This window comes from Ethanoligenens harbinense YUAN-3, assembly GCF_000178115.2.
GTDB classification, from domain to species: Bacteria; Bacillota; Clostridia; order Oscillospirales; family Ethanoligenentaceae; genus Ethanoligenens; species Ethanoligenens harbinense.
This window is the reverse complement of sequence record NC_014828.1, coordinates 2,510,852-2,537,756: the sequence shown is the minus strand read 5'-3', so window position 1 is coordinate 2,537,756 and position 26,905 is coordinate 2,510,852. Positions and strand designations below refer to the sequence as shown.

Genomic DNA, 26,905 nt, shown 5'->3' with positions numbered 1-26,905 from the left:
AGAGTTGCCGTCAATATGCAGAGTCGGCCATTTACATTTAAAACTTGCAAGAATGAGGATGAATATGAAAAAAGCGTTGATTACCGGCGTGACCGGTCAGGACGGCAGCTATCTGTCGGAGTTTTTGCTGGAAAAAGGCTATGAGGTTTATGGTACGATCCGCCGTTCGTCCGTGGATTTTCGAGAGCGCATTGATCATCTGGAAGGCAATTCTTGTTTTCACCTGCGTTACGGCGATCTGAGTGATTCCCTCAGCTTGGTTAAGCTCATCGGTGAAGTTCGCCCGGATGAGATCTACAATCTGGCGGCGCAGAGCCATGTGCAGGTGTCGTTCGATGTCCCTGAATATACGGCGGATGTTGATGCTACCGGTGTGTTGCGCGTGCTGGAGGCGGTTCGTGTCTGCGGTCTGGAAAAGACCTGCCGCATCTATCAGGCATCCACCTCGGAACTGTTCGGCAAAGTGGAAGAAGTACCGCAGAGCGAGACCACTCCATTCCATCCATACAGCCCTTACGCCGTTGCCAAACAGTATGGTTTCTGGATCGTCAAAGAATACCGCGAGGCCTACGGCATGTTCTGTTGCAGTGGCATCCTGTTCAATCATGAGTCCGAGCGCCGCGGCGAAACCTTTGTGACCCGCAAAGTTACGCTGGCTGCCGCGCGCATTGCGCAAGGAAAGCAGGAAAAGCTGTGTCTTGGCAATTTGTCCAGCCTGCGCGACTGGGGCTATGCAAAGGATTATGTGGAGTGCATGTGGCTGATTCTGCAGAACGAGAAGCCGGAGGATTTTGTGATCGCGACCGGCGAGCAGCATTCTGTACGGGAGTTCTGCCGACTGGCGTTCCATCATGCCGGTATTGAGCTGGAATTTGCCGGAGAAGGCATGGACGAGAAGGGCGTTGATAAGGTAACCGGCAAGATTCTGGTCGAGGTTTCACCGGATTTTTACCGGCCGACCGATGTCGTTAATCTGTGGGGTGACCCGTCCAAGGCAAAAGCGGAGCTGGGCTGGAACCCGACCAGAACCAGCTTTGAAGAACTTGTGCGCATCATGGTCGAGAACGATATGAAGAAAGTCGCAAAAGAAGGATGAAGCGGATATGCTTCTATCTTTCCGACCATGGGTTTGGTCATATCGCGCGGAATCTACCGATTGTCTGCAGGCTGTTGGAACGTGCGGATGCCCATGTTTTTCTCGTATGCGGTGCGGCCCACCTGCGGTTTGCGGAACAGAATCTGACACAGGTGGAGCAGGGCAGGGTGACCCTGCGGCCTCTTCATACCGATGTCGGTTGGATTTTGCGGGAGGGTACTTTGCTGGTGGATGCGCCCTTGTTGGAGGCTGCGGCGACGGCTTTTCTGCGGAAGTTGCCGGAGCGGGCGCGTTCCGAAGCGCGCTGGCTGCGCGACAACCGAATGGACGCCGTCGTCTGCGACATGCCGATCTGGTCCATTGAAGCGGCGAGGCAGGCCGGGGTGCCCCTGCTGTATATCGGTAACTTCACTTGGGCGGAGTTGTACCGGGAGTATCTGCCGGAAACCATCTGGCAGGGCTACGCCGCCGAATACGCCAAAATCGGGCACGCGCTCCTGTACGCGCTGCATAACACCGAGATGCTGGAATGGGTGCGCGGCCCGGAAGTCTCCATGGTCGCCCGACCGTTTCATCTGGAGGTTGCGCGGCGGATACGGAAGGGGCATACTCGTCCCGTGGTCTTTGTTTCGCTGGGCATGTCCGCGGCATTTCAAGAACCCATCGATGTGAGCGGGGCCGCATGCGATTTTTACACGACGCCCGGTGTGCCGCTGGCAGGCGGCAATGTGATCATCGTCCCGTATTCCGTGCCGAATTCGCAGGATTATGTCCTTGCCGCGAACTACGTGATCTCCAAGGCGGGCTGGGGTACCGTCGCGGAGGCGCTACTTGCCGGAAAACCGATGGCGCTGTTTGCCAGAGACTCTATCCTGGAGGACCGCACAACCATCCGTCTGCTGGAGAATGAGAATCTGGCGTTTTCCATCGAGCCGGACGATCTGAAACAGATGGACACTATGCTGGCGCGTTTTTCTAGGCTGGATGCGAAACAGGCCAAGAAGTATCACGACTCGTCGGAGGAAATCGCACAGTATATCTGGAACCTGATGCAATGATAGAAAGAAGATGTGCCATAATGATGGGGAAAAGTGCGAAAATCTATGTAGCTGGGCATCGCGGCATGGTAGGCAGCGCAATCGTGCGTGAGCTGGACCGGCAGGGCTATACCAATATCGTTACCCGCACGCACAATGAGCTGGATCTGACCCGTCAGGATGCTGTGGAAGCCTTTTTTGTGGAAGAAAAACCGGAGTATGTCTTTCTTGCGGCGGCGAAGGTCGGCGGCATCCAGGCAAATGCGGAAGCGCTGGCCGATTTTCTGTATGAAAACATGGTTCTGGAAATGAACGTGGTGCATTCCGCCTGGAAGAACGGCTGCAGGAAGCTGGAGTTTCTGGGGTCCTCGTGTATTTATCCCCGCATGGCGCCCCAGCCGATGAAAGAAAGCTGCCTGTTAACCTCCGAACTGGAAAAAACGAACGAGGCGTATGCGCTGGCGAAGATCTCTGGCTTGAAATACTGCGAGTTTCTTAACCGGCAGTACGGCACGGAATATATCTCCGTCATGCCAACCAATTTGTATGGCCCGAACGACAACTATCATCCCACCCATAGCCATGTGTTGCCGGCGCTCATCCGCCGTTTTCATGAGGCCAAGAAGCAGAGCCTGCCGTACGTCACCTGCTGGGGCGACGGCTCACCGCTGCGCGAGTTTCTGTATGTGGACGACTTAGCGAACCTCTGTGTCTTTTTGATGAACCACTATGTCGGGAATGAGACGGTCAACGCTGGTACCGGCAAAGAGCTTACGATCAAAGAGCTGACCGAGCTGACGGCGAAGGTGATTGGATACACCGGTGAGATTTGCTGGGATCCCTCCAAGCCGAACGGTACCCCGCGCAAGCTGCTGGACGTTTCCAAGAGCGCGGCGCTGGGCTGGCACTATCGGACGGAGCTGGAAGACGGTATCCGTCTGACTTATGAAGATTTCTTACAGAATCCGATGCGCGCGGAGCGCTGAACTGAAAAATGGGCGGGCGAACGGCCCTGCTTTTGAAGATAGGTGGCTGTTATGAATATCGTGCTCTTGTCCGGAGGCTCCGGGAAGCGTCTCTGGCCGCTTTCAAATGATGTCCGTTCCAAACAGTTTATCAAGATTTTTCAAAAGGAAGACGGCGGTTATGAGTCTATGGTGCAGAATGTGTACCGCCGCATCCGCCGGCTGGATAAAGATGCGGTTGTGACTATCGCCACATCCAAAACACAGGTTTCTTCTATTATCAATCAGATTGGCGACGATGTCAGCATTAGTGTCGAGCCATGTCACCGGGATACATTTCCGGCTATCGTGCTGGCAACAGCCTTTCTCCATGATGTGCAAGGCGTCCCGCTGGATGAGGCGGTCGTGGTCTGCCCGGTTGATTTGTATGCCAAAGACACATATTTTGAATCGCTGAAGCGGCTGTTTGAACTGGCCTCGGAGGGCGCCGGGAACATCGTACTGATGGGCATTGAGCCGACCTATCCGAGCGAGAAATACGGGTACATCCTTCCGGATACGGCAGACCCGGTCAGCCGTATCGCGATGTTCAAAGAGAAGCCGGATGTCGAAGCGGCCAAACGGTATATTAGGCAGGGTGCGCTTTGGAACGGCGGTATTTTTGCGTTCAAGTTGGGCTATCTGCTGGAAAAGGCGCACGAACTGCTCGATTTTACGGATTATGACAGCTTGTTTGCCCAATATGAGACGCTGCAGAAGATCAGTTTCGACTACGCGGTCGTGGAAAAAGAGCCAAACCTCGCAGTTATGCGGTTCAGCGGTGAGTGGAAGGATCTGGGTACCTGGAACACACTGACGGAAGAAATGTCTGGAAATACGCTGGGCAAGGTCATCTACAACGATACCTGCGAGAACCTGCATGTGGTCAATGAACTGAATATCCCGGTGCTTTGCATGGGCCTGAAAGATATGATTGTTTCCGCCAGCGCGGAGGGAATTCTGGTCACCGACAAAGAACAATCGAGCTATATCAAACCGTTTGTGGACGGAATCGAACAGCAGGTCATGTTTGCCGAAAAATCTTGGGGGAATTTCCAGGTCATTGACATTGAACCGGAGAGCATGACCGTCAAGGTTACGCTCAATCCGGGGCACCGGATGAACTACCACAGCCACGACCACCGCGACGAGGTCTGGACGGTCATTTCCGGAAACGGAAAAACCATCATGGACGGAGTGGAAGAACGAATTCATCCGGGCGATGTGCTTACCATCCTGGCCGGCTGTCGGCATACGGTCATCGCCGATACGGAATTGCAGATGATCGAGGTGCAGCTTGGAAAAGATATTGACGTCCATGACAAACACAAATTTGAGCTGGGAATCTAAGCTGCTTTTATTCCAGCCGTCGGGGAAGAGTACGGGATGAGCGGCCGACAGCGAAGTCGGAATTTAATAGAGATATTGACCGCATGCCCCTGGCGGAGGAGAATGCTTGACGTATTCGAACGACCCAGGCATCACCATGTGCTTTCTGAAATACAAGCGGGGGCATGGTGCCCGAGTTAGCTGTGCCGGTGCAAAAACGTTCAGGCCAAACGGTATCTGCTGAACGCGGAGTAGTTCAGGCAAATGTTCTCGTTTCATGTGTGCATCTGCACCGAGGGGGTGGAACCCATTTTAGGGAGGACGGCGCTTTATTGCAGTTCTTGGGGTGCGACGGCATCTTTATTCCGGCCAAACTGGTTGAGATTTGTATTCATGGAGAGGATTGTTTTCTGGGCGTGAGTTGTTGAGTGGAGTAAAGTTGGATGAATATTCTAGAAGAATTATATGAACTGGTGCGAGAAAGCGACTGCGGATGCCGACCTGCAACAGGAGTTGCAAAGCATGGCGGGCAGCTCCGAAAAAAACGAGGATGCATTTTACCGGAATCTGGCGTTTGGCACGGCGGTTTGCGCGGCGTGATTGGTGTCGGTACCAACCGGATGAACGTTTATACGGTTGCAAAAGCATCCCAGAGCCTTGCCAACTATGTGAAAAAGAATTTTGCTGAGAAAGACTGGTCGGTCGCCGTCAGTTATGACTTGCGCAACAAGTCCGAGCTGTTTGCCAAAACGACCAGCGGCGTTTTGGCCGCTAACGGTATCAAGGTGTACATCTACACCGAACTGATGCCGACGGCATGTCTGTCGTTTGCCGTCAGAGAGCTCTACTGCGCTGCCGGCATTGGGTGACGGCAGCGCACAATCCGTCCCGATACAACGGCTATAAGGTCTACGGCGCGGGCGGTTGCCAGATCACCACGGAATCTGCGACAGAGATTTTGTCCGAGATCGAGCGGATGGATGTTTTTTCGGATGTGAAGTGAAGCGATTTCGATGCGGGTGTGCAGTCGAAAATCATTTCCTTTATTCCGGAAGATGTTCTGACAAAATTTATCGGAGCGGTAAAGGCGCAAACCATGCTTAGCCCTAATGACGAGGTCGACAAAGATGTAGCGATTGTCTATACGCTGCTGAACGGCACCGGTTTGAAGCCGGTGCTGATCAAAACCATCGTGACTACCGAAATGGCGGAACGGATCGCCGCAAACTACGGTGTATGCACGGGCAATGTGCTGACGGGTTTCGAGTTTATCGGTGAGCAGATCGGCAGGTTTGAGGCGCAGGGAAAAGCGGATTCTTATGTATTTGGCTTTGAAGACAGCTATGGCTATCTGAGCGGCGGCTATGTGCGCGACAAGAACGCCGTCGACGTCGCGCTCCTGATCTGCGAAATGGTTTCCTATTATCGTGCGCAGGGAATCAGTCTTTACGAGAAACTGCAAGAGCTGTATAATAAGTATGGATACTGCTTGATACACTGCACTCCTACACATTTGAAGGCGCTACGGGCGCGCAGAAGATGGTGGAAGTGATGGCACGGTTTCGTTCGGGTGTGAAAGAACTCGGCAGCAGGAAGGTTTTGACGGTTCTGGACTATGCAAAGGGGCTGGATGGGCTGCCGAAATCTAATGTGGTAAAATATCTTCTCGAAGAAAACTCGTTTGTGGTGGTACGCTCGTCCGGGACGGAGCCAAAACTGAAGGTGTATATATCTGTTAACGGAAAGACTCAAAAAGACGTTACAAATGTAGAAGCAAAACTGTCGGATCAGATTCAAACATTTTTAACTAGAACCTTTTCATCTGAACCAAGTGAGAAATGATGCATCAAGTTTCTCTCGGTTTTTCGGAGACAAGGAAGTAGCACAATCGGCTAAAGTATGTGAATATCACAGAATTGTGAGTTATGTTGCTTGTTGTTGGTAAAAGTGACGTCGAAATTCTGCAGAAGGAATATTATCGAAGGTTTCGACGGTGCCGGGTAGATCGCCCGGTTTTACCGCTTTGTGGTGCTTCCCGGGCAGGCTAACCACCGTAGTATCCGTTTTGGAAGACACGGCACGTCTTCTCCACAGATTCCCCCGTTACGTTCGCGGATCATTTCGTATTTCTTCTCTGGTTTTGCTTGAAGATGGCCGCCGCTTTTTTAAGATTTCTACCGTGTCCTTCAGATCTGCCGTATCCTTGCGAAGCTGCTGGACTTTATCCTCTGACTGCCGCAGGCAAATTTTCTCGGCATCGTGGCTGCCCGTCTCGGAGGCAAGCCAGCGTTCCATCGTGTCTTTAGCACGTCCAGATTCCGGCATGCTTCTGTGATGCTTTGCTTGTTTTCCAATACCAGATCGACGGCCCCTTGCCCAAACTCCTCGCCGTACTGTTTTACGTTGTTTTTTTATGCTGAACACCCTTGCGTAATGTTTTTATATCGGGTATGGCTCACGCCAATATAATTAAACGGAATTATTCTTTTACATACTGTTTCAGTTCAAAATGTAAGGAAAAGTAGCATGTTAAGCTGGATTTCTAATTAATATATCCGTTGTTGTATGCGAGGGGATAATTCGGTAATTAAAAATTTTGCATTAGACTTACGTTCTGATTATGTAATGCTCATAGGGCGCACATTTGTTAATGATTGCTGGATTCGGTGTGGTTTTGATTCGACAAGACCACAGATGGTTCGTGCTGACGCACTGGATGCCCTGATCTGAATGATGAATCAGGACTTGTTTGTAAAATGGAGAAAGCTGTGCTATTTTGACTTATTGGGTGTGTTGGAAAATCTGACGGGGCAATATATCCTTTGTGACAACATTTTTCATCTGTTCGCTTTTTTGTTCCACGCCAATTTATTTCACAGAAGGCGTAAAATTAGAAGAAAGCTGTTTCTATCTTTATCAATAGGCTGAAACAAAAGTGGAATTTTCCGCGCTTTAGACGACTTTCAACTGTAAATCAAGTCTCCTGAATTTAGCCGACTGCGTGATCTCATTAGCGTCGAATAATCAAGAACGGCTTACCTATATGATTTATGCGGATTTGCTGGTAGGGGTACTATAATGATTCATTTTTCAAAAAAGAATTCAAAAATGCTGTACGGCTTAGCGGTACTTATGATGTTATATCATCATTTGTTTAAAGCACCGGCTGCACTGCATTGTACATTCTATTCAACATTTGATTTGTTGGGTTTAGGTAAAGTTCTTTCGATCGAGACGCTTGCGTGGCTTGGAAAATTATGTGTTGCAATATATGCATTTATCAGTGGCTATGCCATGTGCAAGAAAGCTCAAGCTAAATCCGTTATAATAAAAAAGAGACTGCCTGGAAATTTTCTGCTGGTAGTAAAACAGCTAATAGATTTTATGATTAAATATTGGCTTGTGTTTATAGTGTTCATTCCAATATTATATGTAACGCAAGACATAAAAATTTCAAGTGCTAAAGAATTGTTGTTGAATTTTGTTGGCGTTGAATTTTCGTATAATGGAGCTTGGTGGTATGTCAGACAGTATATTTTGATGCTGTTGTTGTTTCCTTTTATAGATTTTATTTACGAGCATATCAATTCCGGAGAGCGACCTAAGATTATTATATTAGGAATAGTTATCACGGTCTTGTTTTTAGGCTATTACTATTCAAGTGGTCCGTTTAAAGTGATTAATGTGCTTGCAAATAGTGTTACTGTTACATATTTGATAATATTTATCGAAGGCTATTTTAGCGCAAGGCTATGCAGCTTTGAAAAGTTAAGCAATTTTTTGCCGACCAAATATAGAAAATTGATTAATGTCATGATTTTGCTATGCTGTGTTGCCATTAGAGTCTTACTGTCAACGGAAGCTGGGTATTGCATTATTGACACACTTATAATTTTCCCGTTCATTTATTCAGTATGTAGTATAGTGGAAAATAGAAGTGTGATTTTGAATTCTTTAAGTAAAGTAGGTGAGTACTCTGTTTATATGTGGTTAGTACACGGCTTCTATTTGGATGGAGGAATAGTGTGTGATTTGTTAACAGCTAGTCACTATTCGCTGCTTATCTATGTGACTTTAGTTGCTTTATCGTTTGCCACCGCCGTTATACTCAAGAAAATAGAAAACTTTGTAATGAAATATTTTGACAAATTGAAATATAAAGTGACATATTGATTAAATAGAAAAAGCTTTCTAATGTCAACATCGGGGATTCTTTGATTTAAAAAGGACACTGATGAAAATCTGAGTAGGTCAATGGTATAAACTCAAAAGGATAAAAGTGAATGAAATGAGTAAAAAGCCTACTGTAAGGTCGGACAAGATCACGAACTTGGTAAGGGATGCCTGGGACCGAACGCGATACACATCCCGAAAGGATGCATGCGAAGATAGTATCCCGCCGTGGCAATTCCAGTTGAATGATTAAAAGCCGGCACTTATCCGCTCGGGCTTTCGCCAAGCATGGCCACTGTGGAATTCGCAGGCGGGTATGCTGCCACAGTGCGATTGCTGCAAAAGCACTGGTTATCCAACAAACAACTGCCCCAAAAAAAATTGAAATAGACCACAGGAATTGTCGAAACACCTGAAAAATCTTATTCGCTGGTTTCAGCCATGGAAAAAAACGAGAGGAAAATAAAAGCGGAATCCCAATGGGAATAAAAAGCGGCACAATGTTTTTAGTGGCTTTGGCTTCGGATATTAGTTGGAAAAGATGGTAAGGAGGAGGCAACCCGAAACATATCTTGAGATGCCAGCGAGCATTCAAACTGGTTTTCAGCATTTTTCTCACGGATACCGGCGTTTGAATCCTGTTTTTTGATCTGACGCTTTCAGCAAGCCAGTGCCTGTATGTAAGTGGGCGCTTTTCCAGAACAATACAAGTTGTAATCCAAGTTGTGTAAATTATGTAAATTAATTAAATTGATTTGTCTGGGTATTTATAGTATAATAAAATTTAGGAAGTTGTAGTCTCAGGGCCGCTGAACAACATGCGTGGCGGAATGTAAATCAAACGTAAAGGCGAGGTTTATTTCGTTTGCGACTCCGAAAGTAGATGTTGGGAAGTCCTGATATGTGCAATGTATAAAAAATTGAAAATCGTCGTGTTAGGAACTGGCTGTGTTGGTTTGTCCGACGCTATTGTTTTGGCACGACACCATATGGAGTTTATAGTTGATATTGCTCCAGGAAAAGTTGATTTAATTAGCCCCCCATTCAAGATAAAGAAATGTGTTGTTTCCCTTGATCATGAAGCTCAACAGCGACAACTTTCGTCAGAGTTGCATTCAGGGCATAATAAAGTACGTAAGAGAAAAAGACGTGGAATGATTGTTGACAGCCGTTATAACGGTGTGTTGAATGATGTGGCAGAAAAGGTATATACTACAGATTTGTACCGTCGTGACTGAACCGTTTGATAGGAGCTGCCCAAATTGAATGCAAACCACGCAGAAAAATCCCCAAAGCCGCATTTGCTGATTTACGCCCACTATTACCACCCCGACGTTGCCTCAACCGGCCAGATTCTCAGAGAACTGGCAGAAGGACTGTTGGGGCAGTTTTCTATTACCGTGATTTGTGTTGTACCTTCCTACGGCGGAGTAGTAGGTGTAGATTATGTTAAAAAATCCTTTTATTTCGAAAATATCAATGGCGTAGATGTCATGCGCATTCGTGTTCCTGGTTTTGATAAGACGAACAAACTCAGCCGAATTAAGAATATAAGCGCATACTTTTTTCGCGCAATGCGAGCAACAACAAGGGTGGGTAGTGTCGATTACGTCTATTCTATATCACAGCCCCCCATTCTCGGCGGATTGCTTGGCGTTTGGGGAAAATGGGTGAAGCATGCAAAATACATTTACAACATTCAGGATTTCAATCCAGAACAGACAATTGCGACAGGATACAGTAAAAATCAAGCAATTTTAAAGATGATGCTGATGGCGGATAAATTCAGTTGCAAAAGAGCCGACAAGGTCATTGTGGTGGGGCGAGATATGGTGGAGACTTTGAGGAAACGCTTTTTAGGCAAGCAGATGCCAACTTATGCGTTCATCAACAACTGGATTGACGAAAATGAAATTTATCCACTGGGACAGAATGAGCCTCGCATTGTCGCTTTTAAACAAAAATATGGATTGATTAATCATTTCATATTGATGTATTCGGGTAACTTGGGATTATATTATGATCTGGAAAACCTGATCAAAGTGCTTAATGCTTTTCCTAAAGGCGTCAAAACGCTTGATGGGAGAGATGTGATTTTTGCCTTTATTGGAGCCGGCAGTATGAAGGAAAAACTGGTGCGCTATCAGAAGGAAAATCGCATGGAGAATGTATTGTTTATTCCTTATCAGAGCAAGGCCGATCTGAATTACAGCCTGAATGCGGCAGATGTGCACTGGTGCGTCAGCGCGAAAGGTATCAAAGGTGTGTCAGTTCCGTCGAAATTATACGGTATCATGGCAGCTGGCAAACCGGTTTTGGCGGTATTGGAATCCGGATCTGAAGCACGCCTGATTCTGGAAGAAACTACTTGTGGCCTTGTCAGTGATCCCGATGATTATGTGCTGTTTGAGCAGCATATCCGGTGGTTCATTGAGCACGCAGGGAGCGAAGAAGTGAGGAATATGGGACTACGCGGACGCGCGTACCTCGTTGGAAAACTTACTAAGGATATCTCTATCCAAAAATATGGTGAGGAAATTCTTGCCTGTGGCGCAAGCCACGGTAGCCGGATGGCAGAACTGATACCCCACAGCAGGAGGGGGGGCCGATGAACAGCAATTATTGCAAGCTTTTTCTGAAGTTGATGCACATCCACTATGGTCGAGATCTTCTGCTCAAAGGAGCGCCTTTTGTATACAACCACCATGGAGCCCATATTATAATTGGAGATGATGTAACGATCAAATCGAATTTTTTGTCAAATCTTATCGGACTTTACAGCCGTACGATTATCTGTACCAGAACAACAGGTGCAGAAATTGTGATTGGAGATCACGTTGGTATTTCCGGTGCAACCATTTATGCCAGAAAAGGCATCTATATTGGCGAGAACACCTGCATCGGGGGAAACTGTAAGATACTAGACAATGATTTTCATCCAATTGATTGGAAAATGCGAAACCGACTCATGTTTGACGAAATTGGCCCTAAGGATAACGAATGGATTCCAACCCGGGAAATACATATCGGAAAGAATTGTTTTATTGGCTGCAACACTATAATTTTGAAAGGGACGGTTCTTGGAGACGGCTGTGTGGTTGGCGCGGGCGCAGTGGTTAGCGGAACTTTTCAAGCAGATTCCGTAATTGTTGGCAATCCAGCTCGGGTGATAAGACAAAACTATACACTAAAAAAGTGCAATACGAAAGAAGGTTAGGCGGATCGATAATCCGCCGACTGTAGCATTTGGTTATAGAAAGCGTATAGAAAAATGAACTGTGGAGAATCATATGAGATTGGTTTTTATTGCGGTTAACTATAATAATTGCCATATAACTATAAACTATGTGGCCAATGTAAGATCACTAAGAAACATAGACAAGCACCAGGTAGATATAGTATTGATAGATAATCATTCAAAGGAAGAGGATTTTGCAACCTTGAAACAAGCCGTACGCGATATGACGACCGTCAAATTGCTACGGGCTGAAAAAAATTTCGGCTATTTTGGTGGACTGAATTATGGCATGAAAGAAATTAATCGATTTTCTTATGATTATGTGATTGTGGGAAACAATGACTTGCTGTTTGATGGGAATTTTTTGGATGTGCTGGCAGAGAAGAAATATCAGGATAAGCAAACGGTAATTGTACCAGATCTACTGACAATAAACGGAATCCATCAAAATCCTCAGTTTGTTCATGTACCAAGTAAAAGTAGACGATTGGGTTATCGAGTCTATTATTCTTGCTATCTGGTGTCCATTCTTTTGGATTTATTCTACAATTTTATTAGAAAGAATCGCACTAAAGCAAGAATGAAACATCTGCCAGTTGCCACGGAGATATTTCTTTGTACAGGAGCTCTTATGTTGCTTCGTCCGGCTTTTTTTAAACATTGTGGGTTGCTGGATGATTCGCTGTTTTTATGGGGAGAAGAAGTCATGCTGGCGCATCAATTGGCTTTGTCAGGCGACAGGATGTTGTATGATCCTGATTTACAGGTCGTTCATTTGGAAAACGCTAGTGTTGGGAAAATTTCGTCTTATAAAAAGTTTAAGATTTGGAAGAAGTCTTATTTGGTATACAAGGATTATTATGTGTGACGATATAAGGAAGTGAATGTGATGGAAGCTCTGCTTATAGCGAACTTAGAGCTAAACAAAAATGAAGGGATTTACCAAAAAATTTGCGCGGAAGCTACTGCGATAGGAAATGTTATTGGCCGCTGCACATTGCTCACAAGATTACAAGATGCTTCTATATTGCTTGATACCGGGACAGGTGAAAGCGTAGAAGTTGATCAATCGTTGTTGAACTGTGCAAAGACGCTGATAGATCATAAAGAAATCAATCTTGTATATATACGATTAATGGTGCCCGGTTTTGGTCTGATTCAGCTTATGAGAAAGGCGAGAAAAAAAGGAGCAAAAATCTATTATGAGATCCCGACGTACCCTTATTTTGCGGAGCAGTTTCGAGCATCGAAAAAAAAATATAGGGCGGCCATGAAAATTTCGCTAGATTGCCTTTTTTTCCCATTTATCAATTATTTGTGCGAACGGATCGTCGTAATAAAAAGCAATACTAATGTACATATGTTTCATAAAATGGTAGAAATAACAAATGGGGTTCAGACCGAAAATATCACATCAAAGAACTATCAAACCCAATGGGATGGAACATTTAGGATGGTTGCAGTCGGGACGCTGTATCCGTACCATGGATATGATAGAGTATTGTTAGGATTGGCAAAATGTGAAGAGCAGATAAATGGAATACCAGTGGAATTTCATGTGGTGGGTGAAAGTAGCACAATAAATGACTTGAGAAAATTGACTCGTCACCTTGGACTGAAACGTGTGAAATTTTACGGGATCAAGTCCACAGATGAACTCAACTGTATGTATGATCAATTTGACGTAGGGTTGGGATGCCTAGCCTTGCACAGGCGGAATGCGAATATAGATACAACTCTTAAAATTATTGAATACTATTGCAGGGGAGTACCTGTTGTGACAAGCGGATTATCACCATTGGAAGAAAAAGATTATACTATTCACGTTACAGATGGAGAAGATGCTTTGAATATTCAGGAAATCTTTGATATTTGGTGTAGAATGAAGCGAGAAAAACTAGAAGATCTGGCAGAAATCGCAAAAAAGCGATTTTCTTGGAATAGGATTATGGGGAAATTGCTAGAAAATGGACTTTAATAAGGCCAGTTTCTAGCAATGAAAAGCGAAAATTATAAAGGATTAATAGATATGGATATGGCTGTAATTTTAACCTTTCATAATCGAAAGAACAAGACGCTCAGTTGCTTAAAATCTTTGCTTCATCAAACGTATGTTGAAAACGGGACAATTCAATTAGAGTGCTATTTTTGCGATGACGGATCAACGGATGGATCTTCCGAGCAAATACGGGTCCAATATCCTAAAGTGCATTTAACTTATGGAGATGGATCTCTGTTCTGGGCAAAAGGCATGTTCAAGTCACTTTCAAAGGCGTTGGAAACAAAACATGATTTTTATTTGATGGTGAACGATGATGTTGATTTTTATCCAGATATGATAAGGACCATGTTGGAATCGTATTACGAAGTGGAAAGCAAAGCACCGCTTGTTGCAATTGTAGGGTCTACAGAAGATTCTTTCGGAGGAAATTGGACATATGGGGGACAAATATGGAACAAACAGCTCATCCATGAGCGCTACGTCCCGGTACTGCCGGAAAAGCCCTGTAGAGAATGCAACATGTCAAATTGGAATTGCTTTTTGATTCCAGATCAAATGATTAAAAATATCGGGTCTATAGATGATTACTACGAACATGCCAAAGCGGATAATGATTACTCAAATAGAATTATTTTATCGGGAAATAAAATTTACGTTGCGCATAAATATATAGGGATATGTCAAAGGAATTCTATAAATAACACTTGGAGAGATGAAACGTTAAGTTTAAAAAAACGATTAGAATATGCAAACAAGCCAATCGGTTTGCCTATAAAGTCAGAGCTTCATTACTGTATGAAGTTTCATGGGGTGAAATGGCCTTTATGGGTAGGCAAGCGCTATTTATGGATATATTTGTCTTGGATTAAGCATGTTATCAAGGAGCGCATACGGTACAATGATGGAATCTAAATGGATCTATATTCGCAATTATTTAATAGTAATATTAATGATATTAAGTTCCAAAACTGTCTATTTTGGCTTGATTTATGTTAGATTAACCTATTTGGCTTTGTCTGGCATATGTGTGATATCTTTAATCTTCAGTATCCATCACAAAACAAAAATCAAATTGGATAATTTAATAGTGTTGTTTGTAATCTTCGTAGAAATGACTATGCAGTTCTTGGCCTATAATGATCAATTAAGCAGTTCGTTTATACACACTTTTGTGGTTACATATTTGCCGTTTATTATTTCTTTCTTTTGTACTGCTTTGTTAACGAAAGAAAGCTATCTAATTAAATATGTGAATGTGCTGATTGTCATATCGCTGGTTAGTCTGGTGTGCTTTTCGATTGCGGTGCTTAATCCGGAATTAGCGTGGGCATTTATTACTAAAACGGAATTCAATAATTCTATCTACAATATATCGCCGTTCTATACATGGGGATGGGGCATACATGTATTTGCGCGAAATTCAGGCCCCTTTTGGGAACCAGGCGCATTCCAGGGTTTTATTATAATGGCAGTGTTATTTATGCTTTTTACTCCAGGAAAACACAAACACGTTAAATTCAAGATGTTCGTCCTGCTTGCAACGATGATTACGACTGGTTCTACGACAGGATATATTCTTACTATTGTTGTTCTTTTTATATTCCATAAAAGATTTGAAAAACTATTCTTGGAAGATAGAAGCCTTAGAGGTAAAAATTGGATAAAGTTTGTGGTCGTAATAATGACAGTGGGGGTATTGTTTTATATTGTATTAAGCAATAATATTAGCGACAAGCTTGTGAATACAAATATTTCTGGAATGACCAGAAAATATGATTTTCTAAATGGTTTCAATGTAGTGTTTGACCATCCATTTATTGGATACTCCTTTACCAATGCAAGGATAACGAGGCTTGGGGAACTAGGAATGACAACAGATATTAGCGTTGGGTTGAGCTCACTTTTATTTACCTGCGGTATTCCTTTTGGTCTATATTATCTATGGCGACTTTACGGTGGACTTAAAGCTTTTTTTCACCCAACTGCACTTGAATGGGCGGGCTTAATTGTTGTTTTTGTTATTTTGAATTGCACGGAGGTATTGTGGTGGCTTCCCGTTTATACAGTATTTCTATTTAGGTTTTCGGCAACCAAAGAGAAATATATTGACTGATAACGACTCTGGTAAAATCAAAAAGCTGTATGCGGTAAACACAGGAGAAAGCATTCTGTTTTGTTGATGTGATAGGGTCTTCGTATCGCGGTCTTTTTAAGTGAAAACTGGGTGAAAGAATAATTTCCAAGTAATCGTAGAAAGCCTGCCTAAATGAAGAATGGATGTCAAATCGGGGCATAGCATCAATTTGAATTAAGGAGAAACTACTATGGTGAGTATCATTGTTGCAGCATACAATGAAGAATTAAACATTAGAAACTGTATTAATTCTATAAAGGATTTGAAAGAGGAGATTGAGATAATCATTGTAGACGATGGCTCAGACGATCATACGTTATCCATTTGTAGGGATCTTGAATCAAATGACAAACGCATAAAAGTGATACATCAGATAAACAAAGGAGTTTCTGCTGCCAGGAATGCCGGTATGAATTGCTCCAGCGGGAAATGGCTTATATTTGTGGATGCAGATGATACAATACTTCCAGATAATTTCAGCAAACTTCTTCGGTTGTGTAATGAAGAGTTTCCGATTATCCAGGGCTGTCAGATCTATGCCGGGCAAGAGAACGACGATACCTGCGAGATTTTATCCATTGATTCCAAACAAATTCAGATATACGCTTTGAATAGAGAAAAATACAAAAGTGATCCGATAGTCAAACCGGAACATCGTGGCATGGTGGATTCTGTGCATGGCGTATACGGGAAGCTATTTCGGACAGATTTTGTAAAGCATAATCAGCTAAGATTTTCGGAAGAGCTTACGTTAGGAGAAGATCTCCTGTTCTATATTGAAGCAGCGGGTCTTTGTGATCAAATTGAATGCATTAATTTGGCAATATACCAAATTAACATAAATCCAAATTCATCGACTCGTCGTTTCAATGCCAGGCTCATTGAGGGTGCTAGAATTTTTTCGGTAAAAATATATCAATATTATACAGCCAATATGTTAAAGTGTGAATTCTATAATGAAATGTGCTATCAGATATATTTCCACATATTAGTTGGAGTGGTATATAATTTATTGAAAAAAGATTGTCCATATTCTTTAAATTCGAAGATCCGCACGCTTCGTATGATTATTCACGATCCTATCATTCATCAGGCGGTCGCATCTGCCTATAAAAATATGAGTTTGAAACGCAGTGGAATTGGGAAAATAAAATGCGGCTTGTTGAGGGTCGGGATGCTTCGCGCTCTATTTATTATATTGGCAATTGCCGATAAGTGGGTGATTTGAAAAATTGAAGATGCTAAAATTTAAGTCTTGGACCGGCGATACGAAAAATGTTGCTGAAAACATCATGGCTTCGTTTGTTGTAAAAGGAATGTCTTTGTTGCTGGCGTTTTTTACCACACCAATGTACCTCCGATATTTTTCGAACAAGTCAATATTGGGCATATGGTTTACAGTATTGTCTGTTTTGGCTTGGATACTTAATTTTGATTTTGGTATTGGAAACGGACTGCGAAACAAACTTACGGAGGCTCTGGCCGAAAACAATCAGGAACAAATCAGGAAATATATATCTTCTTCTTATATCTTTCTTTCCGGCATTTCGTGTCTATTACTGGTTGTGATGTTTTTCTTATCTTCGTTTGTAGATTGGAATTTTGTATTCAATATTTCTACGCGTGATTTGTCCAAAAGTGTTCTAAACACAACTTTATCAGTTCTCTTGACAAGTATAATATTGCAGTTCAATTTGCAGATCATTAACTCTATCTTATATGCGCTGCAGAAAGCATTTGTCCCCGGCCTGCTGAATTTTGCGACAAACGCGATTATGTTGATATATGTTATATTTTGCAATGAAATTGGGATGAAGAACAACGTTGTTCACCTGGCGATTGTGTACTTATTTGCAGTGAATGCGCCATTGCTGATTACGACGATTTTTGTGTTTTCTACAAAGTTGCGCCAATCCCGTCCTTCCATTAAATTGTTTGAGTTTCGCTATGCGGTGTCCATATTGAAATTGGGCGGTGCATTTTTGTGGTTGCAGCTGATGGCTTTGATATCGAACAATACCAACAGTTATTTAATAGCGTTATTTGTAAACAACAAAGCCGTTGTGGAATATCAAATCTATTATAAAATATTTGCATTAATTGGCACGGTTTTTGCTTTGACGACTACTCCGCTTTGGTCAGCCGTAACAAAAGCAAAAGTCGAAAACAATTATACGTGGTTAAACCGGTTGATTTCTACCATGCGAAAAGCGCTGCTGGCTGCTGTCGGTGCGGAAATTTTCCTGTTGGCGTTTTTGCAAATTATATTTAACTTATGGTTGCAAGAACAAACAATAGCAGTTAATTATGGAATTGCGGTGACGTTTGCAATCTGTGGAGCATTAATGATGTGGGGTAATATACTGTCTGCGTTATTAAACGGGCTAAGCGAATTAAAACTGCAAGCAATTTTATTAACGGTTGGGGCTTTCGCCAATATTCCGCTGGCGTTTTTGTTTGTCCAATTGACGCATGGTTATGTGGCAATTATGATAGCAAATATAATATCCACTTTGCCCTATTGTATAGGACTCTCTCTTTGGTTGAAACGCTGGCAGTGTAAAATGAGCTTGCAGAAAGGCGTAGGGGAAAACTAGAGTGAGTATCAAATAATTCGGTACATAGACACGCTTGAATTATCATGAGGAATCAAAAACCACCAGTTGAACTGGTGGTTTTTGATTTTAGCTGGATGCGTTCATAATTGAAGCATAAAACATATGCAGCAATACGCCGACGAGCTTCTTTCATCGCTTTCAGATTTTTTACGATAGATGCATTCGCTTTGAGAATGGAGAAGAAAGTCTCTGCCTTCCGGTGATACCATTGTGACTGTCTCTGCCAATTTGGCCTTTAAAGAAGAAGGAAAATGGGGATTTCCAATGTCCACATACATACCGGATTGCTTTGCGCAATGATTCCATTTCGTTGTTATTTCAATACCCTGGGCTGTATACCCCCCATTATTATGAACATCCATTGATTTTTTGTCATCCGTGCCTTAGAATAATAGCCTTCCTTTTTTCAAATCAAGAAATCTATATTCCAATTAAGCCATTCCTGTGCCTTTTCGCTGTTCCAATTTTCAATCAATTTTTCAAACATTTCTTTCTTTGTCATTTTGTGAAAAACTCCTTCAACTGATATGTTTTTCTTATTACCGAAACCTTCTTTTTCAATGTGCCAAATGGTTTAATCTATAACCGAAGCGTAACCGTCAAGACCGCGCGCACCTTGTAAGCATGGTGTCGGGGAAGGTACAATGAACTTCAAAAGGGTTCAAAACATGTAATGGAGTGTTTTGGACCAAATTGGAGTGAATAAAATGGATACGCAAAAAATCGCGAGGGAGTTCCGGCTATCAGAGTGGGGCGAGGCGGTAAAGGAGCGAATAGCTGGCGGGCAGAGCGTGGACGCATTTTGCGAAGAAAAAACATCAGCAAGGCCACCTATTACTACAGGCAGAAAAAAGTACGGGAAGCTGCCTGCATGGAGCTTATGGAGAAACAAAAGCGCGGAACCGGGCTTGTGCCGGACGGCTGGACGCAGCTTACGGAAGCAAAATCTGTTACTGCCGGCGAAGGCACCCTAGACATTGAAATCGCCGGCTGCCATATCCTTGCAAATGCCCAAACCGACCTGGAATTGCTGGCGAGAGTCTGCCGCATCCTGAGATCGCTGTGATGCAGTTCGGAGAAAAACCTGTGTATCTTTGCTGTGGGTGCACGGATATGAGGAAATCGATCAACGGGCTAATGACGCTTGTGCAGCACAGTTTTTCTCTCGACCCTTTTGTCGACGCGCTGTTCGTGTTCTGCAACCGAAGCCGTGACCGCCTGAAAATACTGGAGTGGGACGGCGATGGCTTTTGGCTGTATTTCAAACGGCTGGAACGCGGACATTTCCGCTGGCCGTCGTCAGACGAGGAAACCACAATGACGCTGAACAGTGAGGAACTGTCTTGTCTGATCGATGGCGCAAGGCTGGAGAAAAAGCTTCGCCGCAGCGAAGTTCTTGAACACAATATTTCGTAACACATCGGGATACGAAAATGCCGTTTTTTCTTGATTCTATGCGGTTTTTCCGGTATAATTAGAGAATGGAAAAACAAGAAAAAACAATTGAAATACCGCTTTCTGTTTACGAGAATTTTCTCAAACAGGCGGAGCAGATTGCCGAGCTAAAACAGCAGATTCAGTGGCTGATGGAGCAATTCCGCCTGGCCAAACGTAAGCAATTCGGCGCGTCCAGTGAACAGACGGACAACGAACAATTATGTCTGTTTAACGAAGCAGAGCAAACCGCCGATTTGACCGTGCCAGAGCCGGAAACCACCGAGGTCAAGGCGCATTACCGCAGAAAGACGCGCCTGACCACCGACAAGTTGCCGGAAGATTTACCTGTTGAGACCATTGAACACGAGCTGCCGATCGAGGCGCGTATCTGTCCGGACTGCGGTTGTCCTCTGCACAAAATGGGGGAAGACATCCGTGAGGAACTGAAAATCATCCCGGCAAAAGCCGTGATTGTACGCCATGTACGGCACGTCTATGCCTGCCGCCACTGCGAGGAGTCCTCTGATCGTGTGCCGATTGTCAAGGCGGAGATGCCAAAACCCGTCATCAAGGGAGGGTTCGCATCACCCGAATCCGTCGCCCATATCGCCGTGCAAAAATTTGTGATGGGCAGCCCGCTTTATCGGCAAGAGCAGGAGTGGGCGCAAAGCGGCATTCTGCTCTCACGTCAAACCATGTCCAACTGGCTCATCAGAGCCTGTGAAGATTGGCTGGAGCCAATTTATCAGGAAATGAAGCGACAGCTATGCAATCATCAAGTCCTTCACGCAGACGAAACCACCCTTCAGGTGCTGCATGAGGACGGCAAGCCCGCCCAGAGTAAAAGTTACATGTGGCTTTATCGTACAAGCGGCGAGGCTAAGCGCCAGATTGTGCTGTATGACTACCAGCGGGATCGAAAGCATATCCGTCCGAAAGACTTCTTAGAGGATTTTTCAGGTTTTCTCCATGCAGATGGTTATGACGGATACCACAAGCTGCCTGACCGAATCACCGTGGTGGGCTGTTGGGCGCATCTGCGTCGGAAATTTGACGAAGCGCTGCAAACACTGCCGAAGGATAAACGGAAATCGTCTGACGCCGCAAAGGGGATTGCTTACTGTGACAGGCTGTTTCATTTGGAGAAACAGTTCACTTTGCTGACCCCGGAAGATCGTTTGAAGGAACGCGAACAGCAAAGTAAACCGGTGGTTGAGGCGTTCTACGCCTGGGTCGGATCGCTCCGGGAACTGCCTAAAACCCTGATGGGTAAAGCAATCCATTATGCACAGTCACAGCGCATGTATCTTGTGCGGTATCTGTTGGACGGACGGCTGGAAATCAGTAACAATCGCGCGGAAAACGCCATTCGACCTTTTGTAATGGGACGGAAGAACTGGCTGTTTTCCAACACGCCAAACGGTGCAAAAGCCAGCGCAATCTATTACAGCTTGATCGTCTCTGCCAGGGAGAATGGTCTTGTGCCTTTTGAGTACCTCACAAAGATTTTCACCGAAGCGCCCAATGGCGCGGATGTTGAAAACCTCATGCCTTGGGGGGCGTGCCCGTTGATTTGACGGTTACACCGAAGCCAAGCTTTTATGAATCATATTTCGATTCATTTGTAAATGGTTGGACTTGGTGATGCCACGTGCATCAGTGCTTGCGAATAGCTTGTAATCATAGAGTGAAATCCCGTCAACATACGGCGGGTATAAATATTTGGGGCAATTACGAAATACGCCCGATATGGACGAAAGAAATCATGATAAAAATAATCCGCTTATGGGTAAAAATATTCGATTTACTGTCAAGAGAAATAAAGGTATGATAAATACACACTAAAGAGATCGATCGCGACAAGAAAGAAGTGCAAGGGTGCACAGTTCTTATAAAGAGCTGTGCACTTTTTATGAATTAACGCGGCCGCAGTTAATTTGTTGCCTCAAAAAGTATGGAGTGAATGGAGGTGTTTTATAAAGTAAAAACAATACGGACTGGATAAGAATGTGATGGGAGAAGATGTAAAGAATGAAAAACAAATTTTTGAGGCTTACGGCTTTGGCCCTTACCGCAGCGATGGCGATACCATTTGCCGGTTGCTCCAAAGGGCAAAGCAGCAATACGATCAAAGTCGGCGTGCTGTTTTCCGATACCGGATCGACCGCCGTAATGGAAAAAACAATGACAGATGCATGCAAAATGGCTTTTGATGAAATCAACAAGGCCGGCGGAGTTAATGGGAAGAAAATCGAGTATATCCATGAAGATTACGCTTCCGACCCGGCGACCTGCACGGAAAAGATCAAAGAACTTATTGAGAAAGACCACGTCGTCGCCACGGTCGGATGCTGCACTTCGGCAAGCCGGCAGGCAACGCTTCCGACACTGAAAGATGACAATTCCCTTTTGATTTACCCGACCTTTACAGAGGGTGAAGAAGTGCATCCCAACGTCATCTATGTCGGCTGCATGCCCAATCAGCAGGCCACAAATTTCATCCCTTACCTGATTAACAAACTCGGTAAAAAGGTCTTCCTGGTGGGATCGGACTATGTTTTCCCCAAAACCTGCAACAAGCAGGCGCGCGCTTTGATCAACATGTACGGCGGACAGGTCGTCGGCGAAGAATATGTGCCCCTTGGCGGAACAGATTTTTCGACCGTGTGCAGCAAGATCAAGAGTTCCGGTGCGGATTTTGTCTACTCGGCGGTTGTCGGTGATTCCAACAACGCGTTCTTTAAAGATTTCAAGCAATATGGACTGGATGCCAGCAAAACACCCATTTGCTCCATTGCGATCGATGAAAGCAATCTGTCGGCCATCGGCGCAAATTATGCGGAAGGTCACTATGCGTCCATGCCGTACTTCTCGAGCCTTGACACGGATGCATCTAAAAAATTTGTTGATAAGTATAACAGCCAGTTCAAAGACGGTACGGTTGTAACCGTTTTGACTGAATCCGCTTATTCCAGCTGCTACCTGCTGGCAGAAGCGCTGAAAAAAGTCAAGGACCCCACGGATACCACCGCACTCATCAAAGCATTCGGCGGGCTTACGTTTGATGCGCCGCAAGGTCAGATCAAAGTGGACGAGTACAACCACAGCACATGGGTCTATTCGAGGTTTGCAAAGATTCACGACGGAAAATTTGACGTCGTTTACTCCACCGATAAAGCGACCAGACCGGAACCATGGCCGGGAATCCTGTATCCTCAGTATAAAAATTCCAACTTTATGCCGGACTGGAACGATCCGAAATGTTATCCGCAGTAAACCGATAGTTGCCCATATAAATTCAGTTGTCACAAAGGGGTGGTAACTGGATTTATATCCTCTTACAATGGCGCCTTAACGCACGGAACGAGCGCCTCTCTTTTCTGAAAAACAGATCAAGAAGCCTTGCGTATCAACAGGGAGTGATAGAATTGGCGTTCCTTATTTCTCAGATGAGCAACGGTTTAAACCAGTCGGCGGTTTTGCTGATTGCAACCCTGGGATTGGTTATCATTTTTGGGTTAATGAAAGTCATCAATATGGCGCATGGCCAGATGATTATGATCGGCGGCTTTTGCGCGTATATTGTGACCGGGATCTTCAGCCTTCCGTTTTGTCTGGCAATCGTCATATCGTTTATTGTAACCGCTTTATTCGGTATGCTTATCGAAATCGTAATTATAAAAAGGCTGTATGCGAAGCCGACGGAAACGATACTGGCAACGTTCGCAATTTCGATCATCCTGACGGAAATTGCCCGCATGGTCTGGCCGTTGGCCGTAAATGTGAAAATGCCGCTTCCCGGCAAATTCACGCTTGGCTCGGTCACCATCCCGTTTTACAACATATTCCTTGTGCTGATCGCTCTCGGCCTGCTCGTATGCACCATTTATTTCTTCGCCTGCACCAAAACAGGGCGGAAAATCAGAGCGATTACACAAAACAGGCAGATGACCGAATGCCTGGGCATCGACACTGCTAAAATCGATACGCTTACCTTTGCGTACGGAGCAGGCCTGGCGGGAATCGCGGGATGTGTTTTGGCGCCTACGACAGGGGTTTCCTACGACATGGGCGCCACTTATCTGACGAACACCTTCCTGACGGCTGTGGTCGGAGGAGCCCAGTCCATGGTCGGTACGGCGGTCGCATCGGGGATCATCGGTGAAAGCAGGACACTGCTTGCAGGCTTCTCCAACGATACATGGGCCATGATTATGGTTTCTTTCGCCATTATTGTGCTGGTCCGGTTCAAGCCCGAGGGCCTATTCTATAAAGAAGGCAGATGATATGATGGGTGGAATTTACAACAAAATACGCAGCGTACAGATCCATCGGATGATCGACATCGGACTCCTCGTCTTTTTGGCCGTGTTTCCGCTGTTTGCCGAAGAGTTCCGGGTGGAAATGATGGGCAGATACCTGTGCCTGGCCATATTTGCCTTGTCGCTGGATCTGTTATGGGGCTACGGCGGTTTGCTCAGCCTCGGGCACGCGGTTTTCTTCGGAATCGGCGGGTATATGATCGGGCTTTGCTACCAGATACAGTTTGGGCTTCCCGCATTTATGACAAGGGAAAAGATTACGGTACTGCCATGGTTTTATCTTCCGCTCAAAAATCCAATCGTCGCGGCGCTGATCGGCATTGGGCTGGCGGCACTGATATCGGCCATTCTGGGATTTTTCGTCTTCTCAAGCAAGATCAAGGGTGTGTTCTTTACCATTATAACGCTGGCCCTTGCACAGATGTTCAGCCAATTCATTATTACCGAACAAAAGTATACGAACGGCTTTAACGGGTTGCAGAGCATCAAACGGTTTGCAATGAACCACGGGCAGCCGCTGGATAAAATCGAATACTACTATGTCATCCTTGTCGTGGCGGCCCTTGTGTTTCTTTTCTGCATGTGGCTTACCAGAAACCGGGTCGGAAAGATCGCGGTATCCATCCGGGAAAACGAACAGCGCCTTGGCTTTTTCGGCTATACCGCTTCCCATTACAAAATATTGATTATGACCATTGCGGGCGCGATTGCCGGACTTTCCGGTGTGCTGTATGCTCCGGCGACCGGTTCCATTACCGTTCAGGATATTGGAATCGCCGCTTCTACACTTGTCGTGGTGTGGATCGCAGTCGGAGGCCGCGGAAATCTCACGGGCGCGGTGGTCGGAACTTTATTTATCAACTGGGCGCAGAGTTTACTGTCGGATCAGTTTTCATCCTTCTGGCAGCTTATATTGGGCATTGTCCTTATCCTGATCATTTTCTTTATGCCAAACGGGATCGTTGGGAAAATCATCAGTCTGCAGCAACGCCGCAGAACAGATAAAATGATGGCCGGGCAGGAGACCGCTTCGGCCGAGGATGGGGCGTAACATGAATACTGTATTGTTGGATATTCAGGACCTGAGTGTATCATTTTCGGGATTCCATGCTGTCAGCAAGGTGAACCTCCAGGTTGAAAAAGGAAAAATCCATGTTATTATCGGCCCGAACGGCGCAGGCAAAAGCACCTTGATGGACCTGATTACAGGGAAAACCAAGCCAACGGCCGGACGCATTTTATATGAAGGGGAAAACATTGCCGGAAAAGAGCCGAGCGTCATCGCTTCGAAATACAGAATCGGGCGGAAATTTCAGGGGCCCAATGTATTTGACAATATGACGGTCTATGAAAACATCGAGATCGCCCTTACGGGCTATACGAGTATATGGAAAGCCTTTTCCTATCGCCGGACGGATAAGGTCAAGGCGCAAATGAAAAATGTGCTGGATCTGGTCCAGCTTTACGACCAGAAAGACAGGATGGCCGTGGAACTGTCTCACGGCCAACGACAATGGCTTGAAATCGGGATGGTCATTGCACAGTCGCCCAATCTGATTATTTTGGACGAACCCGCGGCCGGCATGACAGACACGGAAACCTATAAAACCGGCGAAATGGTAAAAGGCCTTGCAGGAGAACACACGCTGATTGTTATTGAACACGATATGGATTTTGTGGAGCAGATTGCGGACAAAGTGACCGTTTTGCATCAGGGCCGGGTTCTGGCAGAGGGCTCTTTCCAGGAAGTGAAGGAAAACCGCGAGGTTATCAGGGTCTACTTGCAGGATGAAAGCGGGGAAGGGTTTTAATGCTTGTTATCGACGATATCAACGTAAACTATGGAAAAAGCAAAGTAATCAACGGTATCAGCATGAAAATAGGCGACCGGGAGAAGCTGGCCATTTTAGGCCGCAACGGTGTGGGAAAAACCACCCTGCTGAAGTCTGTCATCGGCCTGCTCCCTTTGGAAAAAGGGCGAATCCGGCTGGACGACAAGGAAATTTCAAGGCAATCCCCCCACTGGCGTGCGCAACAGGGAATCGCGTATGTGCCCCAGGGAAGAGAAATCATCCCCGATCTCACGGTGGAAGAAAACCTGGAACTTGGTGGCTATGCGCACACCAAAGATCTGGAGGAGCAAAAGAAAAAAGTGCTCCGCTTTTTTCCTGCGCTGGAGGTACATCTGAAAAGAAAAGGAGGGGTTCTGTCCGGCGGCCAGCAGCAACAGCTCGCTATTGGGCGGGCGCTGATGTCGAACCCCAAAATTCTGCTTCTCGACGAACCGACGGAAGGCATTCAGCCGAATATTGTAGCCGAGATCGCCAAAATACTCGATCGGGTCAGAGAGGAAATGAGTATCACCCTTGTGATTGTGGAACAGAACCTGAAGTTTGCCAGGAAAATAGCCGACCATTATGTGATTATCCAGAAAGGCAAGGTGGTCTCCGAGGGTGAAATGGCGCATTTGGAAGAGGAGACGATCAAAAAATACCTGGCGGTGTGATGAATGCGG

The 26,905-nt window shown here is 45.2% G+C and carries 26 protein-coding genes and 2 pseudogenes; 26 read left to right on the top strand and 2 right to left on the bottom strand.

Annotated features, from left to right (window positions below):
• Nucleotides 1-64: 64 nt before the first annotated feature.
• The 8 genes and pseudogenes from gmd to ETHHA_RS16380 all read left to right on the top strand — a co-directional run bounded on the left by gmd (nt 65) and on the right by ETHHA_RS16380 (nt 6,308).
• Nucleotides 65-1,096, top strand: coding sequence for a GDP-mannose 4,6-dehydratase (gene gmd / locus ETHHA_RS11880; protein ID WP_013486209.1), 1,032 nt, complete (start codon nt 65-67; stop codon nt 1,094-1,096).
• The gene (locus tag ETHHA_RS11875; protein WP_013486208.1) at nt 1,093-2,154 is read left to right on the top strand and encodes a glycosyltransferase; all 1,062 of its coding nucleotides are present in this window, start codon (nt 1,093-1,095) and stop codon (nt 2,152-2,154) included. The genes gmd and ETHHA_RS11875 overlap by 4 nt, the downstream gene beginning before the upstream one ends.
• A gap of 20 nt (nt 2,155-2,174) precedes the next feature.
• Nucleotides 2,175-3,119 (top strand): GDP-L-fucose synthase family protein, encoded by a 945-nt coding sequence (locus ETHHA_RS11870; protein ID WP_013486207.1) that lies wholly within the window; start codon nt 2,175-2,177, stop codon nt 3,117-3,119.
• A 51-nt stretch (nt 3,120-3,170) separates the two neighbouring features.
• Complete coding sequence (locus ETHHA_RS11865) at nt 3,171-4,487, top strand: sugar phosphate nucleotidyltransferase (RefSeq protein WP_013486206.1); 1,317 nt, start codon at nt 3,171-3,173, stop codon at nt 4,485-4,487.
• A gap of 444 nt (nt 4,488-4,931) precedes the next feature.
• A complete protein-coding gene (locus tag ETHHA_RS16395) occupies nt 4,932-5,066 on the top strand; it encodes a hypothetical protein (protein WP_423219398.1) in 135 nt (44 codons plus the stop codon).
• A gap of 20 nt (nt 5,067-5,086) precedes the next feature.
• A pseudogene (locus ETHHA_RS16390) lies at nt 5,087-5,469 on the top strand (hypothetical protein).
• 93 nt (nt 5,470-5,562) lie between these two features.
• Nucleotides 5,563-6,018 (top strand): phosphohexomutase domain-containing protein, encoded by a 456-nt coding sequence (locus ETHHA_RS16385; RefSeq protein WP_423219397.1) that lies wholly within the window; start codon nt 5,563-5,565, stop codon nt 6,016-6,018.
• Nucleotides 6,006-6,308 (top strand): hypothetical protein, encoded by a 303-nt coding sequence (locus tag ETHHA_RS16380; protein WP_423219396.1) that lies wholly within the window; start codon nt 6,006-6,008, stop codon nt 6,306-6,308. Before ETHHA_RS16385 ends, ETHHA_RS16380 begins: the two co-directional genes overlap by 13 nt.
• A gap of 261 nt (nt 6,309-6,569) precedes the next feature.
• Here the strand turns inward: ETHHA_RS16380 and ETHHA_RS11855 are convergent, their stop codons facing one another.
• Complete coding sequence (locus ETHHA_RS11855) at nt 6,570-6,791, bottom strand: hypothetical protein (protein ID WP_137143906.1); 222 nt, start codon at nt 6,789-6,791, stop codon at nt 6,570-6,572.
• Between the two features lie 753 nt (nt 6,792-7,544).
• Between ETHHA_RS11855 and ETHHA_RS11850 the strand changes: the two genes are divergently transcribed.
• The 10 genes from ETHHA_RS11850 (at nt 7,545) to ETHHA_RS11810 (ending at nt 18,610) form a co-directional block, all read left to right on the top strand.
• Nucleotides 7,545-8,639 carry an acyltransferase family protein gene (locus ETHHA_RS11850; RefSeq protein ID WP_013486205.1) on the top strand — a complete coding sequence of 365 codons (1,095 nt, stop codon included), beginning with the start codon at nt 7,545-7,547 and terminating at the stop codon, nt 8,637-8,639.
• A gap of 908 nt (nt 8,640-9,547) precedes the next feature.
• Complete coding sequence (locus ETHHA_RS15675) at nt 9,548-9,877, top strand: hypothetical protein (protein WP_137143905.1); 330 nt, start codon at nt 9,548-9,550, stop codon at nt 9,875-9,877.
• Nucleotides 9,878-9,901: 24 nt separating this feature from the next.
• A complete protein-coding gene (locus ETHHA_RS11845) occupies nt 9,902-11,251 on the top strand; it encodes a glycosyltransferase family 4 protein (protein WP_013486204.1) in 1,350 nt (449 codons plus the stop codon).
• A complete protein-coding gene (locus ETHHA_RS11840) occupies nt 11,248-11,856 on the top strand; it encodes an acyltransferase (protein WP_013486203.1) in 609 nt (202 codons plus the stop codon). The genes ETHHA_RS11845 and ETHHA_RS11840 overlap by 4 nt, the downstream gene beginning before the upstream one ends.
• A 73-nt stretch (nt 11,857-11,929) precedes the next feature.
• The gene (locus ETHHA_RS11835; protein ID WP_013486202.1) at nt 11,930-12,745 is read left to right on the top strand and encodes a glycosyltransferase; all 816 of its coding nucleotides are present in this window, start codon (nt 11,930-11,932) and stop codon (nt 12,743-12,745) included.
• A 21-nt stretch (nt 12,746-12,766) separates the two neighbouring features.
• Nucleotides 12,767-13,855 carry a glycosyltransferase gene (locus ETHHA_RS11830; RefSeq protein WP_013486201.1) on the top strand — a complete coding sequence of 363 codons (1,089 nt, stop codon included), beginning with the start codon at nt 12,767-12,769 and terminating at the stop codon, nt 13,853-13,855.
• Between the two features lie 51 nt (nt 13,856-13,906).
• On the top strand, nt 13,907-14,791 hold the full coding sequence (locus ETHHA_RS11825; protein WP_013486200.1) for a glycosyltransferase family 2 protein: 885 nt from the start codon (nt 13,907-13,909) through the stop codon (nt 14,789-14,791).
• A gap of 175 nt (nt 14,792-14,966) precedes the next feature.
• Complete coding sequence (locus tag ETHHA_RS11820; RefSeq protein WP_137143904.1) at nt 14,967-15,992, top strand: hypothetical protein; 1,026 nt, start codon at nt 14,967-14,969, stop codon at nt 15,990-15,992.
• Between the two features lie 211 nt (nt 15,993-16,203).
• Nucleotides 16,204-17,241 (top strand): glycosyltransferase family 2 protein, encoded by a 1,038-nt coding sequence (locus tag ETHHA_RS14750; protein WP_013486198.1) that lies wholly within the window; start codon nt 16,204-16,206, stop codon nt 17,239-17,241.
• 4 nt (nt 17,242-17,245) lie between these two features.
• Entirely contained in the window at nt 17,246-18,610 is a 1,365-nt protein-coding gene (locus tag ETHHA_RS11810) for an MATE family efflux transporter (RefSeq protein WP_041686854.1), read from the top strand.
• 52 nt (nt 18,611-18,662) lie between these two features.
• Here ETHHA_RS11810 and ETHHA_RS16375 read toward each other — a convergent pair.
• A pseudogene (locus ETHHA_RS16375) lies at nt 18,663-18,809 on the bottom strand (hypothetical protein); the annotation flags it as partial.
• A 624-nt stretch (nt 18,810-19,433) separates the two neighbouring features.
• Here ETHHA_RS16375 and ETHHA_RS11805 point away from each other — a divergent pair.
• The 8 genes from ETHHA_RS11805 to urtE all read left to right on the top strand — a co-directional run bounded on the left by ETHHA_RS11805 (nt 19,434) and on the right by urtE (nt 26,896).
• Nucleotides 19,434-19,697: a hypothetical protein gene (locus ETHHA_RS11805; RefSeq protein ID WP_049776611.1), complete on the top strand. Its 264-nt coding sequence runs from the start codon at nt 19,434-19,436 to the stop codon at nt 19,695-19,697.
• Nucleotides 19,697-20,047: an IS66 family insertion sequence element accessory protein TnpB gene (gene tnpB / locus ETHHA_RS11800; RefSeq protein WP_013484563.1), complete on the top strand. Its 351-nt coding sequence runs from the start codon at nt 19,697-19,699 to the stop codon at nt 20,045-20,047. The genes ETHHA_RS11805 and tnpB overlap by 1 nt, the downstream gene beginning before the upstream one ends.
• Nucleotides 20,048-20,112: 65 nt before the next feature.
• Nucleotides 20,113-21,645 (top strand): IS66 family transposase, encoded by a 1,533-nt coding sequence (gene tnpC, locus ETHHA_RS11795; RefSeq protein WP_013484564.1) that lies wholly within the window; start codon nt 20,113-20,115, stop codon nt 21,643-21,645.
• A 454-nt stretch (nt 21,646-22,099) separates the two neighbouring features.
• Entirely contained in the window at nt 22,100-23,344 is a 1,245-nt protein-coding gene (locus ETHHA_RS11790; protein ID WP_013486196.1) for a transporter substrate-binding domain-containing protein, read from the top strand.
• Nucleotides 23,345-23,496: 152 nt separating this feature from the next.
• A complete protein-coding gene (gene urtB / locus ETHHA_RS11785; RefSeq protein ID WP_013486195.1) occupies nt 23,497-24,354 on the top strand; it encodes an urea ABC transporter permease subunit UrtB in 858 nt (285 codons plus the stop codon).
• A gap of 1 nt (nt 24,355) precedes the next feature.
• Nucleotides 24,356-25,441: an urea ABC transporter permease subunit UrtC gene (gene urtC / locus ETHHA_RS11780; protein ID WP_013486194.1), complete on the top strand. Its 1,086-nt coding sequence runs from the start codon at nt 24,356-24,358 to the stop codon at nt 25,439-25,441.
• A gap of 1 nt (nt 25,442) precedes the next feature.
• The gene (gene urtD, locus ETHHA_RS11775) at nt 25,443-26,201 is read left to right on the top strand and encodes an urea ABC transporter ATP-binding protein UrtD (RefSeq protein ID WP_013486193.1); all 759 of its coding nucleotides are present in this window, start codon (nt 25,443-25,445) and stop codon (nt 26,199-26,201) included.
• Nucleotides 26,201-26,896: an urea ABC transporter ATP-binding subunit UrtE gene (gene urtE / locus ETHHA_RS11770; protein WP_013486192.1), complete on the top strand. Its 696-nt coding sequence runs from the start codon at nt 26,201-26,203 to the stop codon at nt 26,894-26,896. The genes urtD and urtE overlap by 1 nt, the downstream gene beginning before the upstream one ends.
• Nucleotides 26,897-26,905 lie beyond the last annotated feature (9 nt).

Bases quoted from the DNA above. Each gene is read 5' to 3' on its own strand.
- ETHHA_RS11850 (WP_013486205.1), top strand. From the start codon at position 7,545: ATGATTCATTTTTCAAAAAAGAATTCAAAAATGCTGTACGGCTTAGCG.
- ETHHA_RS11840 (WP_013486203.1), top strand. From the start codon at position 11,248: ATGAACAGCAATTATTGCAAGCTTTTTCTGAAGTTGATGCACATCCAC.
- ETHHA_RS16395 (WP_423219398.1), top strand. From the start codon at position 4,932: ATGAACTGGTGCGAGAAAGCGACTGCGGATGCCGACCTGCAACAGGAG.
- ETHHA_RS16385 (WP_423219397.1), top strand. From the start codon at position 5,563: ATGCTTAGCCCTAATGACGAGGTCGACAAAGATGTAGCGATTGTCTAT.
- ETHHA_RS11875 (WP_013486208.1), top strand. From the start codon at position 1,093: ATGAAGCGGATATGCTTCTATCTTTCCGACCATGGGTTTGGTCATATC.
- ETHHA_RS11825 (WP_013486200.1), top strand. From the start codon at position 13,907: ATGGATATGGCTGTAATTTTAACCTTTCATAATCGAAAGAACAAGACG.
- gmd (WP_013486209.1), top strand. From the start codon at position 65: ATGAAAAAAGCGTTGATTACCGGCGTGACCGGTCAGGACGGCAGCTAT.
- ETHHA_RS11855 (WP_137143906.1), bottom strand. From the start codon at position 6,791: ATGCCGGAATCTGGACGTGCTAAAGACACGATGGAACGCTGGCTTGCC.
- ETHHA_RS11865 (WP_013486206.1), top strand. From the start codon at position 3,171: ATGAATATCGTGCTCTTGTCCGGAGGCTCCGGGAAGCGTCTCTGGCCG.
- ETHHA_RS14750 (WP_013486198.1), top strand. From the start codon at position 16,204: ATGGTGAGTATCATTGTTGCAGCATACAATGAAGAATTAAACATTAGA.
- ETHHA_RS11870 (WP_013486207.1), top strand. From the start codon at position 2,175: ATGATGGGGAAAAGTGCGAAAATCTATGTAGCTGGGCATCGCGGCATG.
- ETHHA_RS15675 (WP_137143905.1), top strand. From the start codon at position 9,548: ATGTATAAAAAATTGAAAATCGTCGTGTTAGGAACTGGCTGTGTTGGT.
- tnpB (WP_013484563.1), top strand. From the start codon at position 19,697: ATGCAGTTCGGAGAAAAACCTGTGTATCTTTGCTGTGGGTGCACGGAT.
- ETHHA_RS11790 (WP_013486196.1), top strand. From the start codon at position 22,100: ATGAAAAACAAATTTTTGAGGCTTACGGCTTTGGCCCTTACCGCAGCG.
- tnpC (WP_013484564.1), top strand. From the start codon at position 20,113: ATGGAAAAACAAGAAAAAACAATTGAAATACCGCTTTCTGTTTACGAG.
- ETHHA_RS16380 (WP_423219396.1), top strand. From the start codon at position 6,006: ATGGTGGAAGTGATGGCACGGTTTCGTTCGGGTGTGAAAGAACTCGGC.
- ETHHA_RS11830 (WP_013486201.1), top strand. From the start codon at position 12,767: ATGGAAGCTCTGCTTATAGCGAACTTAGAGCTAAACAAAAATGAAGGG.
- urtC (WP_013486194.1), top strand. From the start codon at position 24,356: ATGATGGGTGGAATTTACAACAAAATACGCAGCGTACAGATCCATCGG.
- ETHHA_RS11835 (WP_013486202.1), top strand. From the start codon at position 11,930: ATGAGATTGGTTTTTATTGCGGTTAACTATAATAATTGCCATATAACT.
- urtD (WP_013486193.1), top strand. From the start codon at position 25,443: ATGAATACTGTATTGTTGGATATTCAGGACCTGAGTGTATCATTTTCG.
- urtE (WP_013486192.1), top strand. From the start codon at position 26,201: ATGCTTGTTATCGACGATATCAACGTAAACTATGGAAAAAGCAAAGTA.